General features: G+C 47.9%; 13 protein-coding genes. 12 read left to right on the top strand and 1 reads right to left on the bottom strand.

The features are described 5' to 3' along the window. The first annotated feature begins 6 nt into the window (after positions 1 to 6). From tnpB to ACLTOQ_RS08390, 6 genes are all read left to right on the top strand, one after another. Entirely contained in the window at positions 7 to 1,110 is a 1,104-nt protein-coding gene (gene tnpB / locus ACLTOQ_RS08365; protein WP_412319292.1) for an IS200/IS605 family element RNA-guided endonuclease TnpB, read from the top strand. A gap of 68 nt (positions 1,111 to 1,178) precedes the next feature. Then, positions 1,179 to 1,472 carry an alpha/beta fold hydrolase gene (locus ACLTOQ_RS08370; RefSeq protein WP_412319241.1) on the top strand — a complete coding sequence of 98 codons (294 nt, stop codon included), beginning with the start codon at positions 1,179 to 1,181 and terminating at the stop codon, positions 1,470 to 1,472. 16 nt (positions 1,473 to 1,488) lie between these two features. Next, the gene (locus ACLTOQ_RS08375; protein WP_117959797.1) at positions 1,489 to 1,935 is read left to right on the top strand and encodes a GNAT family N-acetyltransferase; all 447 of its coding nucleotides are present in this window, start codon (positions 1,489 to 1,491) and stop codon (positions 1,933 to 1,935) included. 21 nt (positions 1,936 to 1,956) lie between these two features. Further along, on the top strand, positions 1,957 to 2,868 hold the full coding sequence (locus ACLTOQ_RS08380) for a hypothetical protein (protein ID WP_412319242.1): 912 nt from the start codon (positions 1,957 to 1,959) through the stop codon (positions 2,866 to 2,868). A 14-nt stretch (positions 2,869 to 2,882) separates the two neighbouring features. Next, entirely contained in the window at positions 2,883 to 3,347 is a 465-nt protein-coding gene (locus ACLTOQ_RS08385) for a hypothetical protein (RefSeq protein WP_117959795.1), read from the top strand. Between the two features lie 26 nt (positions 3,348 to 3,373). Continuing rightward, positions 3,374 to 3,757 carry an SdpI family protein gene (locus tag ACLTOQ_RS08390; protein ID WP_412319243.1) on the top strand — a complete coding sequence of 128 codons (384 nt, stop codon included), beginning with the start codon at positions 3,374 to 3,376 and terminating at the stop codon, positions 3,755 to 3,757. A gap of 260 nt (positions 3,758 to 4,017) precedes the next feature. Here ACLTOQ_RS08390 and rpmB read toward each other — a convergent pair whose 3' ends face one another. Beyond that, positions 4,018 to 4,203: a 50S ribosomal protein L28 gene (gene rpmB, locus ACLTOQ_RS08395; protein ID WP_117959793.1), complete on the bottom strand. Its 186-nt coding sequence runs from the start codon at positions 4,201 to 4,203 to the stop codon at positions 4,018 to 4,020. Between the two features lie 180 nt (positions 4,204 to 4,383). Here rpmB and ACLTOQ_RS08400 point away from each other — a divergent pair, with 180 nt between their 5' ends. The 6 genes from ACLTOQ_RS08400 (at position 4,384) to ACLTOQ_RS08425 (ending at position 13,999) form a co-directional block, all read left to right on the top strand. Further along, positions 4,384 to 4,740 carry an Asp23/Gls24 family envelope stress response protein gene (locus ACLTOQ_RS08400; RefSeq protein ID WP_021915647.1) on the top strand — a complete coding sequence of 119 codons (357 nt, stop codon included), beginning with the start codon at positions 4,384 to 4,386 and terminating at the stop codon, positions 4,738 to 4,740. Between the two features lie 13 nt (positions 4,741 to 4,753). Next, complete coding sequence (locus ACLTOQ_RS08405) at positions 4,754 to 6,436, top strand: DAK2 domain-containing protein (RefSeq protein ID WP_262584668.1); 1,683 nt, start codon at positions 4,754 to 4,756, stop codon at positions 6,434 to 6,436. Positions 6,437 to 6,442: 6 nt separating this feature from the next. Further along, a complete protein-coding gene (recG, locus tag ACLTOQ_RS08410) occupies positions 6,443 to 8,482 on the top strand; it encodes an ATP-dependent DNA helicase RecG (protein WP_412319244.1) in 2,040 nt (679 codons plus the stop codon). A 71-nt stretch (positions 8,483 to 8,553) separates the two neighbouring features. Further along, complete coding sequence (locus tag ACLTOQ_RS08415; RefSeq protein WP_412319245.1) at positions 8,554 to 9,303, top strand: TraX family protein; 750 nt, start codon at positions 8,554 to 8,556, stop codon at positions 9,301 to 9,303. A gap of 400 nt (positions 9,304 to 9,703) precedes the next feature. Next, positions 9,704 to 11,626: a DNA gyrase/topoisomerase IV subunit B gene (locus ACLTOQ_RS08420; protein ID WP_118763103.1), complete on the top strand. Its 1,923-nt coding sequence runs from the start codon at positions 9,704 to 9,706 to the stop codon at positions 11,624 to 11,626. Positions 11,627 to 11,755: 129 nt separating this feature from the next. Then, entirely contained in the window at positions 11,756 to 13,999 is a 2,244-nt protein-coding gene (locus ACLTOQ_RS08425; RefSeq protein ID WP_412319246.1) for a DNA topoisomerase (ATP-hydrolyzing) subunit A, read from the top strand. The last annotated feature ends 193 nt before the right edge of the window (positions 14,000 to 14,192 follow it).

The raw sequence follows: 14,192 nt of genomic DNA on the forward strand, positions 1-14,192 counted from the left end.
CAGTGGATGTTAAAGGCATATAAATACAGAATATACCCTAATAATGAGCAGAAAATACAAATTGCAAAAACATTTGGCTGTTGCCGTTTTGTATATAATCAGACACTGGCATACCGGAAAGAAGTATATGAGAAAGAGAAAAAATCGGTTAGTAAAACTGACTGTAACAATTACTGCAACAGACAATTAAAGAAAGAATATGAATGGCTGAAAGAAGTGGATAAATTCGCTTTGACAAATGCGATTTACAACATGGATGCTGCATATCAGAAATTTTTTAAGGAACATGCAGGTTATCCGAAGTTTAGGAGTAAACACGATAATCATAAGTCATATACAACAAATTTTACGAATGGCAATATAGCAGTAGATTTCGAGGGCAATAGAGTAAAACTGCCTAAATTAAAAAATGTAAAAGCAAAACTGCATAGAAATTTTAGCGGGCAGATAAAATCGGCAACGATATCACAAGTCCCGAGTGGAAAGTATTATGTATCCATTTTAGTGGAAACAGAACACGTGGAACTGCCGCATACAAATCAAAATACAGGAATAGATTTGGGCGTTAAGGAGTTATGTATTACTTCTGATGGAAAGAAATACGAAAATCCAAAAATTATCAGAAAATACGAAAAGAAACTGAAAAAACTGCAAAGACAGTTAGCGCACAAAGAAAAAAGAAGCCAAAACTACTACAAAGTAAAGAAAAAGATAGCATTATGTCATGAAAAAATAACAAATACCAGAAAAGATTATCTGCACAAGATGTCCCATGAGATTATCAGCGAAAACCAAGTGATAGTTTCGGAAAATTTGCAGATAAAAAACATGGTAAAAAATCATCATTTGGCAAAGTCCATAAGTGATGTATCATGGTATGAGCTGACAAGACAGTTAGAATATAAGGCAAAGTGGAATGGCAGAAAATATATCAAGATAAATACATTTTATGCCAGCAGTCAGTTGTGTTCAGCCTGTGGATACCAAAATACAGAGACGAAAAATCTATCCGTAAGGGAATGGATATGTCCTGTCTGTGGAACAAATCATGACAGAGATATCAATGCGGCAAAGAATATACTGGAAGAAGGATTAAGAGAAATAGCATAAAAATAATAATATAGGGCAGGGACTGCCCGAATTAACGCCTGTGGAGATAGTAGGGAGCAAAACATCCAGTGGATGTTTGTTCTGCTCCGACCGGAGTGGAACGTAGAAACGAGGTCTGCGAAGCAGGAAGCCCATTGGCTTTAGACAAGTGGGTAGTTCACCCGGAAGAGCTTGCACAGATTACCGCACCGACCCTCGTAATCTGCGGGACAAAAGACATGATCCGGGAAGACCACACGAGAAAAATTGCGGAAAATATCCCGAATGCCCGTTTGGCGATCATCAAGGGGGATCATTTTGTTGCAAATAAGCGCTCAGAGGAATTTAACCGGGAAGTGGACAGGTTTCTGGAAAGCCTTTAAAACCATAGGAGAAAGAATGATTCGAAAAGCGGAAAAGAAAGATCTTTCAAGAATTGCAGAAATCCTCGTATTTGATAAGCGAATGAATTATCGATCGATTTTTAAAAACGACGACTATTCTTTTCATGTGCTTCAAGTACTGGATGTTGCAAAAGAGTATGCGCAGCCGGAAATCCTGGATCATATTTTTGTGTATGACGATGGAATTGTGAAAGGACTGATTCATCTGGAACAGACGGAAATCGCAGAGTTTTATGTGGATCATTTTTTTCAGAATCAAGGAATCGGCGCGGCGCTGATGGAGTACGCCAAGCAGGAGCATCGGGCAGACCATCTGTGGGTGCTTGAGAAAAATGAACGCGCGATCCGGTTTTATGAAGCCCACGGCTTTTCTCTTTCCGGGCAAAGGCGTCTGGAAGCGGGGACGACGGAATACGTCATAAAGATGCTCGCAATAGAATGACAATTTGAGGAGGAAAACAGGATGAACAAACGAAAAGGCGCACTTTTTCTGACGCTGTGTCTGTTATTGGCAGGCTGCGGTCAGGGTGCAGGGGCAGAAACGAACGTAGAAACTGAAATAGCAGAAAGTATTGGGATACAAAACGAAAGCGCCATGCCGGACACAGAGGATGCAGATGCAAAAGACTCTGTGTCAGAAACGGGCGAGACGCAAAATACGAAAACGACTGCTCAGGAGCCGGAAACCGAAGCAACTGTGGAAAACACGACAGAACCGAAATATCTAACCCTGGACATATCCACAATGGGCGAAATACTTGCGGACGGCGATGCGGTGGATCCGATCGGGTTGACCATTCTATCGGAAGAGGAAAACGGAGTCAGCTGGGCAAACGACTGGTATGACAGCGAAAATTTGTCACTTCCGATGATCGGCACGGACTGGAACAGCTTTTATGACGATCATTACCAGTACCAGTGGGTGGACGACGAGCTCTATATTTACGAAACCGGTACGGGAAATTGCATCTATGTACTGGATTATCCGACGGATCAGTGGTATATTAACGGCAACAATGCATATCTGGAGGATGGGATTTTTTACGGAGCCAGCGTGAGAAACGGATACGCGCAATCCAATACCTGTTTTATGTTTGCCTATGATCTGGAAAACGATAAGCTGCTGTGGAGAAGCGCAGACCAGACCTATAATTCCATGAATTTTGTAGTCAAAGGTGATGTTATTCTGTGCGGCTATGGCTTTACGGCGGAACCGGATTATCTGTATCAGATCAATCGCAACACAGGAGAAGTGATCGATCGGCTGTCCTTAAAAAAGGCACCGGATCTGATCGTAGAACAGGATGGGAAGCTTTATGTCCATACCTACAGTTACAATTATGTGATCGGGATGGATGTACCGAACGAATTTTGAGTGGGAGGTACGGATTGGGAAATTCTGACAATAGAAAACGGGGTGTGAATTCCAGGCAAAACGAGAAAAACAGGGAAGCTCTGATTGCTGTGCTTACGGTCTGCCTGATTGGCGTACTGGTAACGGTGGTCATTATCGCAGCTGTCGATCTTTACCGGAAACACACCTATACGGCTGAAATCGATCCATCTGAGTACAAAATTATTAAAATAGAAAAAAGTACGACAACGTCCTATTCTGCGGCAACGGAAACCGTGGATACGGATTCGATTTATGTTGTAACTGTCGAATATCAGGTGGATGGCGTTACCTATACGGACACGCTGGACATGCTGACGGGGACGGAGCTTGCCAAAACCCTGTATGGACGTTATCAGACGGATTCGAACCCGGAAGAGGTGCTGGGGAAGCTTTATTATTCACCGAAGAAGCCATCCCATATCGGCAGATATGGAGATGACAGCATTTTTGTGAAGTGATTTTTTCACAGGGAAAGGAAGGCGCTATGGGCTTTTGGATTTTTATGCTGGTGATGGATCTGCTGATTCCGGTTACGATGGTTTTTATTGGAAAAAGATTTCAGAAAAAGCCTCCGAAGGAGATCAATGCGATGTATGGATACCGGACGGCGATGTCCATGAAAAATAAAGAAACCTGGAAATACGCGCATCGCTGCTGCGGAAAGCTCTGGTATGTCAGCGGGCTTGTAATGCTTCCGGTTACGGTAATTGTTTTGACGTGTGTTTTCGGAAAAGGGAACAACTGCGTAGGGAACGTAGGGGGAATTGTGTGTACACTGCAGTGTGTCGTTATCATTGGAACGATCGTTGTGACAGAGCGGGAACTGAAAAGGAGATTTGACCGGAATGGGGAATGGAAGAGGAGCTGAGATTATTAAAATCATCCACCAGCTCCGGAAAAAACATTCCGGGGCCGGTGGATGATCAGCGATCGGAAAAGGACAGACCTCCGCAGAGCGGCGGCTGTAACTTCCTTTCAAAAAAGAGCCTGAGCAAAAACCAAAGAACGGCTTTTGCTCAGGCTCTTTTTTGCAGGAACATCCCTGCTTCGCAGGTCTGTCCTTTTCCTCGTCGCCATGACAAAAAAGCTACTCTTTACCAGAGTAGCTTTTCAATGTTTCTGATTCAATTAAGCTCTTTCAACCCTGCCGGACTTCAAGCAGCTTGTGCAAACGTGCATTCTCCGTGCACCACCGTTGACTTTACATTTAACGCTTCTGACGTTGGAATTCCAGATACGGTTGGATCTTCTATGGGAATGGCTTACGTTGTTACCGAAATGAGCGCCTTTGCCACAAATATCGCATTTTGCCATGATTGCACCTCCTCAAACTATATTCGTCGTTTGACTGACAACATCAGTATGATAACAGAATTAAATACATTTGGCAAGTAAAAAATCATCAAATTTTTAAAAAATTAAAATGGTTATTCCCTTTTTGCAGGAAAGCGGTTATAATAGCCTTAGATTTTCATGGAAAAAGGAGGTTATCACATGAAGGGTTCTTCTATGACGACCCATATGGGCAATATTACGATTGATAATGAAGTGATTGGTCAATATGCGGGAACAGTGGCGATGGAGTGTTTCGGCATCGTTGGCATGGGCGCTACAGTGAAGGGCGGTCTTGTCAAGCTGTTGAAGAGCGACAGCATTACCAAGGGCATTGCAGTTACACTGAATAATAATAAACTGACACTGGACTTCCACGTTATCGTGGCATACGGGGTGAGCATTCTTGCGGTATCGGACAATCTGATCAGCAATGTAAAATATAAGGTAGAGGAATTTACCGGAATTGAGATAGAGAAAATCAACATCTTTGTAGAAGGTGTGCGAGTGATTGATTAAGGAGGACTTAACTGTGGCTGTAAATACGATCGACGCTAAGATGCTTGCAAAGATGTTCTTAGCAGGTGCTAAGAATCTGGAGAGTAAGAAAGAGTGGATCAATGAATTAAACGTGTTCCCTGTTCCGGATGGTGATACAGGTACGAACATGACACTGACCATTATGTCTGCGGCAAAAGACGTTGCAGCGATGAATGCAAACAATGACCTGGATATGAAATCCCTGGCAAAGGCGATTTCATCCGGTTCCTTAAGAGGCGCCAGAGGCAACTCAGGCGTCATTTTATCGCAGCTGTTCAGAGGCTTCACTAAAGCGATCCGCGATTATGATACGATCGATATTCCGCTGCTTGCAGAAGCTTGTGAGAAAGCGGTAGAGACTGCATACAAAGCAGTTATGAAACCGAAGGAAGGCACGATCCTGACCGTTGCCAAGAGTGCTTCTTTAAAGGCGCGTGAGCTGGCAGATGCAGGGGAAACCGACCTGGAAAAATATATCGGCGATATCATTGAGCGCGCAGATTATGTGCTGAGCCAGACTCCGGAGATGCTGCCTGTTTTAAAACAGGCTGGCGTTGTGGATTCCGGCGGACAGGGTCTGATGCAGGTATTAAAGGGCGCTTATGAAGCGTTTTTAGGCAAAGAGATCGACTGGACGGTAACAGAGACCGCAGCTCCTGCAGGCGCTCCGTTTGCAGGCAGCCAGGAAACCGTTCTGGAAGAGAGCGATATCAAATTCGGTTATTGTACAGAGTTTATCATCATGCTTTCCAAGACCTTTAACATCAAGCAGGAGATGGACTTTAAGGCATATCTGGAATCCATCGGTGATTCGATCGTAGTTGTGGCAGATGACGATGTGGTTAAGGTACACGTGCATACCAATGACCCGGGTCTTGCGATCCAGAAGGCATTGAAGTATGGTGCACTTTCCAATATGAAGATCGACAACATGCGCCTGGAGCACCATGAAAAGGTTGTGAAGATGGCACAGAAGGAGCAGCAGGAGGCTGCAGCTGCAGCACCAGCTGAGAAAAAGGCAGCGGCATTTATCGCGGTTTCTGTAGGCGAAGGGATCAATGCGATCTTAAAAGACCTTGGCGTAGACTATATCATCGAGGGTGGTCAGACGATGAACCCGAGCACTGAGGATGTGCTGAATGCCATTGAAAAAGTAAACGCAGAAACCGTTTACGTTCTCCCTAATAATAAAAATATCATTCTGGCTGCAAACCAGGCAAAATATATGACGGAGGACAAGAAGATCGTTGTCATTCCTACCAAGACAATCGCACAGGGCATTACCGCAGTAATCAACTATGTACCGGATCTGAGTCCGGAAGAAAATGAAGCGGCGATGACAGAAGCGATCGAAACCGTTCGCACCGGTGAAGTAACCTATGCAGTCAGAGATACGGTGATCGACGATCATGAAATCCATCAGGGCGATTACATGGGGATCGGAGATGCAGGGATCCTTGCAGTCGGACAGGCGATCGAAACAGTTACGAAAGACATGATCGATAGCATGATGGATGAGGATATGGAGCTGATCAGCATCTATTATGGTCAGGAGACCAAAGAGGAAGACGCTGCAGCGCTCCGCGACAAGGTGGCGGAGAAATATCCGGCGTGTGATGTAGAGCTGCAGTATGGCGGACAGCCGATTTACTACTATATTGTTTCTGCAGAGTGAGGCATAATGGAAGCCAGTCATTTGATTACAGAGATAAAAGGCGTAGGGGTGAAGACCACTGCGCTTTTTTCGAAACTTCATATTGAAACGATAAAGGATCTGATTTCTTATTTTCCGAGAGGCTATGATCATTATGAGGAGGCGCTTCCGGTTGGAGAGCTGTGCACCGGCAAAGTACAGTCGGTAAGAGCCTGTATCGTCGGTACGCCGTCGATGGTGCGGGCAAAAGGAATGGTCATCACACATGCGCAGGCAGGAGATGCTTCCGGGCGAATGAAGCTGACCTGGTTTCGGATGCCGTATCTGAAAAAAGCGCTTCCGGGCGGCAGCTGGCATGTGTTTCGCGGCATGGTACAGGCAGGCACAGGCGGGATGCTTTTCATGGAACAGCCGCGTGTGTTTTCGCAGGGCGATTATGAAACCCTTGCCGGGACATGGCAGCCCAAATATGCGCTGACGAGCGGACTGACCAACCATATGATCTCCAAATGTGTGCGGCAGGCGCTGGAGGAGCTGGAGTTGCCGGATTATCTTCCGGAAGAAATACGGAGCAGATACCGTCTGATCGGATTCCGCGAAGCAATGGAAAAAATCCATTTTCCAGGAAGTCAGGAGGATGTTGTGATGGCCAGAAGACGTCTGGTCTTCGATGAATTTTTAGCCTTTCTGATTCAGATCAAGCGTCAGAAAAAAGAGAATGCAGGGCTGTTAATCGATCGGCCGCTGCAGCCGACAGAGGATACGGACCGCCTGATTGCAGCGCTTCCGTATCGGCTGACCGGAGCTCAGCAGAGGGTTTGGAAGCAGATCGAAGCAGACCTGACAGGACATATGGCGATGAACCGATTGGTTCAGGGGGACGTGGGAAGCGGTAAAACGATCCTTGCTTTTCTGGCGCTTTTGGTGTGCAGTGCAAACAGCAGGCAGGGGTGCCTGATGGCACCGACAGAAGTGCTGGCGGTACAGCACTTTGAAGCACTGACAGAGATGACGGAGAAGTACGGACTGTGTACAAAACCGATCCTGCTGACCGGTTCCATGACGTCGAAACAGAAAAAAGAGGCGTATGCAAGGATCAAATCCGGGGATGCGGACGTGATTATCGGGACACATGCGTTGATTCAGGACAAAGTGGAGTATCGCGATCTTGCACTGGTAGTGACAGATGAACAGCACCGGTTTGGCGTAAGGCAGAGAGAATGCCTGGCAAATAAGGGGGAGGGCGTACATGTGCTCGTCATGAGCGCGACACCGATTCCGCGGACGCTGGCGATCGTATTATATGGCGATCTGGAAGTGTCTGTGCTGGACGAGATGCCAAAAAACCGTCTGCCGATTAAAAACTGCGTCGTAGATCCGTCCTTCCGCAAAAAAGCCTATGCCTTTCTCGAAGCGCAGGTGGAGGCAGGGCATCAGGTCTATGTAATCTGTCCGATGGTAGAAGCCGGAGAGGATTCCGCAGACGGACTGGAAAATGTCACGGATTATACGGAAAAATTAAAAGCTGCCCTGAATAGCTCGATTCGGGTGGCTGCTTTGCATGGAAAAATGAAGGCAGCACAGAAGCAGGAAATTATGGACGCATTCGGAGCCGGGCAGATCGATGTCCTTGTATCGACGACGGTTATCGAGGTTGGGATTAATGTTCCCAATGCAACAGTAATGCTTGTGGAAAATGCAGAGCGCTTCGGACTCGCACAGCTGCATCAGCTGCGGGGACGTGTCGGAAGAGGTCATGCGCAGAGCTTCTGCATTTTTATGACCGAGGATGGAAGCGGTGCAAAAAATAAACGTCTCGATGTATTAAATCACTCCAACGACGGATTTTTTATTGCTAATGAGGATTTAAAGCTGCGGGGGCCGGGGGATCTTTTCGGCATCCGCCAAAGCGGTGACCTGGATTTTGGATTAGGCGATATTTATCAGGATTCTGATGTGCTGATGCTTGCAGGAGAGCTGGCAGATCAGGTGCTTTCCGGGGACGTGGTGCTTCCGGAAAAGGAATTCGGATTATTTGAAAAATCGATCGACTATCGGACGATCTGACCGTACGGCGTGCAAAGTCGGCGCAGGCTTTGCAGCTGTGCGGTTTCATATCTGAGAAAAGGGAGAATGAAATGCAGGAAATCAAAAGCCGGGGGCTGACCCGCGACGCGATCAAGATGATCGCGATGCTGACGATGTTTTTCAATCATTTCAGCCATGTTTTTCTGACAGCGGGGACATATCCGGCGGAATTTTTGAAAGGAATCGGCTATTTTACTGCGCCGGTGATGTGTTATTTTCTGGTGGAGGGGTTTTATAAAACCTCGTCCAGACGTGCGTATGCAAAACGGCTGTTTGTATTTGCGCTGGTGTCCCAGGTGCCCTATTTTCTGGCATTTAACAGAGAGGCGGCAGGCTTGAATATGATGTTTTCCCTGTTGTTTAGCTTTCTGATCCTGTGCGTGTTCCATGGAGAAGCGTTCCGGCGGGGAAAAGGGCAGCTGCAGATCGCAGGGCTGTTTTTTTTATCGGTATTTTCAGACTGGTCTGCGCTCGCCCCGGCGTTTACGCTGTTGTTTGACCGGGCGGGGCAGGAACGGAAAAAACTGCAGAAAGCCTTTCTGTTCGTGACGGCGGTTGTCGGAATCAACGAAGCAGCGTCTGTGGCGCAGACGGAGGGCGTTTTGGGTTTTCCGGAAGGCGCAGTGCGCGTTTTGTTCTCAATGACAGGTCCGGCGCTGGCGGGACTGTGCATTTTATATGGATACAATGGGGAGCGGGCGAAAAAAGGACGGCAGGTTTTGAAATGGTTCTTCTACGGATTTTATCCGTTGCATCTGCTTTTGTTGTGGCTGGCGGTCCGGGCAATGAGAACGATGTAGCAGCTGTTTGGAAACGCGCAGCGCTTATTCATGACAATAGAATGCTCGCAGAGCGTGCATTCTATTGTTTCAACGCTGCATCAGAACGCACGGTGTGAACCGGACGGATGCGGAAACGTGGCGCAAAAATCGCAGCGGGACTTCCCAAAATCGAACATATGTGTTATACTCTCGAAAGTAATTCGACTTTTACAGTTCGCGGGCGATCCGTGAACTGAGTTTTTCATCGTATAGGAAACTTCGTTTCCATACGATAAAAACGCTCCGCGAGGATGCGCACTCGGCGCAAGGGTAGATGGTTGCCGAAGCAACCGCGCCTCGGCGCGGGAATGTGCCAAGGCACATTCTTTTTATGACGGAAAATTGGGCAGTTTGGAATCGGAAAGAAAGGATCAGATAGATGGCACAAAATACAACCTATGACGCTTCCAGCATTACGGTGCTGGAGGGACTGGAGGCAGTGCGGAAACGACCGGGCATGTATATCGGCAGCGTTTCCACGAAGGGCTTGAACCACCTGATTTATGAAATCGTGGATAACGCTGTGGACGAGCATCTGGCTGGCTACTGCAGCAAAATCACCGTAATTCTGGAAAAAGACGGTTCAGCGACCGTTTCGGACAACGGTCGCGGTATCCCGGTCGGGATGCATGAAAAAGGAATCAGTGCGGAGCGTCTGGTTTTCACGACCCTGCATGCAGGCGGTAAGTTTGACAATAACGCTTATAAGACCAGCGGCGGTCTGCACGGCGTCGGCTCCTCCGTCGTCAATGCGCTTTCGAAGCATCTGACAGTGCGTGTAAAGGACGGAAAAAATGTCTATGAGGACACTTATGAGTACGGCAATCCAACGACCGAACTGGTCAATGGACTGCTGCCGGTCGTTGGACGTACAAGAGAGACTGGAACGACGATTTCGTTCCTGCCGGACGATACGATTTTTGATAAAACCAGATTTAAAGAGGACGATATCAAAAGCCGCCTGCACGAGACGGCGTACTTAAACCCTGCGTTGACAATTCACTTCGAGGATTGCAGAGGGACAGAGCCGGAGATTTTGGACTATCACGAGCCGGAGGGTATTGTCGGATTTATTAAGGATATGAACAAGTCCTGCGAGGCGGTGACGGACGTCATCTCATTTCAGGGCGAAAGCGACGGAATCTCTGTCGAGGGTGCATTTCAGTATATCAACGAGTTCCATGAAAATGTGCTGGGATTCTGCAATAACATCTACAATGCGGAGGGCGGCACGCATCTGACCGGCTTCAAGACGCAGTTTACGACGATTATCAACAGCTACGCGCGGGAACTCAATATTTTAAAGGAAAAAGACCAGAACTTCACCGGTCCGGACGTGCGAAACGGCATGACGGCGGTCATTTCGATCAAGCATCCCGATCCGCGGTTTGAAGGACAAACAAAGACTAAGCTGGACAATCAGGATGCGGCGAAGGTTGTGGCAAAGGTCGTGGGCGAAGAGCTGACCAGATTTTTTGACAGAAACTTAGAGACGTTAAAAGCTGTCATCGGCTGCGCGGAAAAGGCGGCCAAAATCCGCAAAACAGAGGAGCGCGCCAAGACGAATATGCTGACGAAGCAGAAGTTTTCGTTTGATTCCAACGGAAAGCTGGCAAACTGCGAGTCGAAGGACGCATCGAAATGTGAAATTTTTATCGTAGAGGGAGATTCTGCGGGCGGCTCCGCCAAGATGGCGAGAAACCGGATGTATCAGGCGATTCTGCCGATCCGTGGTAAGATTCTGAATGTAGAAAAGGCAAGCATCGACAAGGTGCTGGCAAACGCTGAGATCAAGACGATGATCAATGCGTTCGGATGCGGTTTTTCGGAAGGCTACGGCAACGATTTCGATATCACGAAGCTGCGTTATGACAAGATCATCATCATGGCGGATGCCGATGTGGACGGCGCGCACATTTCCACGCTGCTTCTGACGCTGTTTTACCGGTTCATGCCGGAGCTGATTTTCGAAGGACACGTTTATATCGCAATGCCGCCGCTGTATAAGGCGATGCCGTCCAGGGGTGCAGAGGAATATCTTTACGATGACAAGGCACTGGAGCGCTACCGCAAACGTCACAAGGGACCGTTCCATCTGCAGCGCTACAAAGGTCTGGGCGAAATGGATGCCCAGCAGCTGTGGGAGACGACGCTGGATCCGGAGACGAGAATGTTGAAACTTGTGGAGATCGAGGACGCCAGAATGGCGTCTGAAGTGACGGAAATGCTGATGGGAACCGAGGTTCCGCCGCGCCGCGCGTTTATTTACCGCAATGCGACAGATGCAGAACTGGATATCTGACCGGGCAGATAGCTGATATAAGGAAGAAAGATTGAAAAATGAATTTTTTCAATCGCGAGATTTGTGTCTGCGCGCACTTGACACAAACTCAACATGCGCAAAAGGCGTGCGCAGAAATGAGCAGAAAAAATGGAAGATAACAACAGAATTATAAAAACGGAATATTCCGAGCTGATGCAGAAATCTTATATCGATTATGCGATGAGCGTTATCGTGGCGCGTGCCCTGCCGGACGTGCGGGACGGCTTAAAGCCGGTACAGCGCCGCGTGCTTTACGATATGTACGAGCTTGGAATCCGCTATGACAGACCGTACCGAAAGAGCGCGCGTATCGTCGGTGATACGATGGGTAAATATCATCCGCACGGCGACAGCTCGATTTACGAAGCACTGGTCGTTATGGCGCAGGAATTTAAAAAGGGACAGCCGTTAATTGATGGACACGGCAATTTCGGCAATATCGAGGGTGACGGTGCGGCTGCGATGCGATATACGGAGGCGCGCCTGGAAAAGCTGACGCAGGACGCCTTTTTGGAAGATCTGGATAAGGATGTCGTGGACTTTATCCCGAACTTCGATGAGACGGAAAAGGAGCCGTCCGTTCTGCCCTGCCGCATCCCGAACCTTTTGGTCAACGGCTCTGAGGGTATCGCCGTTGGCATGGCGACGAGCATTCCGCCGCACAACCTCAGCGAGGTCATCGATGCGGTAAAGGCATATATGCTGGATGAAAACATCACGACCGCAGAGCTGATGCGCTACATGCAGGGACCGGACTTCCCGACCGGCGGTATCGTGACGAACAAAGACGAGCTGCTTTCCATCTATGAAACCGGCGCAGGCAAAATCAAGCTGCGCGGCAAGGTGGAGACGGAAAAAGGCAAAAACGGCAGGACAAACGTTGTCATCACGGAGATTCCCTATACGATGATCGGTGCGAACATCGGTAAGTTCCTGTCGGATGTCGCAGCGCTTGCGGAGAGCAAAAAGACGACGGATATCGTGGATATTTCAAACCAGTCGTCCAAAGAGGGCATCCGGATTGTGATCGAACTCAAAAAAGATGCGGACGTCGATCATTTTATCAGTATGCTGTATAAAAAGACACGTCTGGAAGACACCTTTGGCGTGAACATGCTCGCGATTTCCGACGGACGTCCCGAAACGCTCGGTTTAAAACAGATCATCAAGGCAAATACCGATTTCCAGTTTGAAATCAACCGCCGCAAATATGAGAGACTGCTGGCAAAAGAGCAGGAAAAACGCGAGATTCAGGAAGGCCTGATCAAAGCCTGCAACGTGATCGATTTAATTATCGAGATTTTGCGCGGTTCACGCGACCGGACGATGGCAAAGGCGTGCCTGGTGGACGGCGTGACGGAGGGAATCAAATTTAAAACAAAACAGGCTTCCGTGATGGCGGCGCAGCTTTGCTTTACGGAAAATCAGGCGAATGCGATTCTGGATATGCGTCTGTATAAGCTGATCGGTCTGGAAATTGAGGCTTTGATCAAAGAGCACGAAGAGACAATTGCAAATATTTACCGGTATGAGGATATTTTGGAACGGAAAAGCGCAATGGCGCAGGTCATCATCAATGAGCTGGATGCGCTCAAGAAAGAATATTCGCAGAAGCGCCGCACGGTGATCGATAACTGTGAGGAAGTTGTTTTTGAAGAGAAAAAAATCGAGGAAGCGCCGGCTTACTGCCTGATTGACCGGTTCGGTTATACCAGATGCGTAGACGTTGCGACGTTCGAACGCAATCAGGAAGCGGCGTTTGCGGAAAACCGTTTTGTATTTCTGGTAAAGAATACCGGCAGGATCTGTCTGTTTACCAATACCGGACAGCTTTATACGGTCAAGGTGTCCGATCTGCCCTTTGGCAAGTTCCGCGATAAGGCAATTCCGCTCGACAACGTGAGCAATTTCGATTCGACCAGGGAACAGCTCCTGTTGGCGGTCGGTCAGAGTGACTTGAATCTCTACCGTCTGCTGTTTGTGACAAAACAGGGTATGACAAAGATGGTAGACGGCGGCGAGTTCGACGTGATGAAGCGTACCGTGGCGGCGACAAAGCTGCAGGAGGGCGACGAGGTAGCGAATGTCTGTGTTTATCAGGATCAGAAATACATTATTTTGCAGTCAAAGGACGGATTTTTCCTGCGCTTCGAGGTGGAAGAAATCCCGGAGAAAAAGAAAAACGCGGTTGGCGTGCGTGGGATGAAGCTGTCGGATGGCGATGAGATTGAAGCGGTATTTTATACGAGGCCGGGCGATGAGACGAGTGTGGAATATAAAAGCAGAACGCTTGTTCTGAATCAGCTGAAGCTTGCGCACAGGGATTCCAAAGGAACGAAGGTCAGAGCTTGACGAAACGGATAGAATGCAGTATGCTGAAATCCAGATATTTTTTTGTTACAGTTCACTTGTACCCTTCTGAGTTCAGATTCCGTGCTTGCACGAAAATCTGAACTCAAAGGGTACGAAGGGAGCGCCATTTTATGAGTAAAAAGAGCTGCGAAGCAGCGGAAAGCATCGAAGATGCGTTTTTGCGAATGGCGCG

The organism is Gallintestinimicrobium sp., assembly GCF_046968865.1.
Lineage (GTDB): Bacteria > Bacillota > Clostridia > Lachnospirales > Lachnospiraceae > Gallintestinimicrobium > Gallintestinimicrobium propionicum.

Bases quoted from the DNA above. Each gene is read 5' to 3' on its own strand.
- ACLTOQ_RS08420 (WP_118763103.1), top strand. From the start codon at position 9,704: ATGGCACAAAATACAACCTATGACGCTTCCAGCATTACGGTGCTGGAG.
- ACLTOQ_RS08390 (WP_412319243.1), top strand. From the start codon at position 3,374: ATGGGCTTTTGGATTTTTATGCTGGTGATGGATCTGCTGATTCCGGTT.
- recG (WP_412319244.1), top strand. From the start codon at position 6,443: ATGGAAGCCAGTCATTTGATTACAGAGATAAAAGGCGTAGGGGTGAAG.
- ACLTOQ_RS08415 (WP_412319245.1), top strand. From the start codon at position 8,554: ATGCAGGAAATCAAAAGCCGGGGGCTGACCCGCGACGCGATCAAGATG.
- ACLTOQ_RS08380 (WP_412319242.1), top strand. From the start codon at position 1,957: ATGAACAAACGAAAAGGCGCACTTTTTCTGACGCTGTGTCTGTTATTG.
- ACLTOQ_RS08400 (WP_021915647.1), top strand. From the start codon at position 4,384: ATGAAGGGTTCTTCTATGACGACCCATATGGGCAATATTACGATTGAT.
- ACLTOQ_RS08375 (WP_117959797.1), top strand. From the start codon at position 1,489: ATGATTCGAAAAGCGGAAAAGAAAGATCTTTCAAGAATTGCAGAAATC.
- ACLTOQ_RS08425 (WP_412319246.1), top strand. From the start codon at position 11,756: ATGGAAGATAACAACAGAATTATAAAAACGGAATATTCCGAGCTGATG.
- rpmB (WP_117959793.1), bottom strand. From the start codon at position 4,203: ATGGCAAAATGCGATATTTGTGGCAAAGGCGCTCATTTCGGTAACAAC.
- tnpB (WP_412319292.1), top strand. From the start codon at position 7: ATGTTAAAGGCATATAAATACAGAATATACCCTAATAATGAGCAGAAA.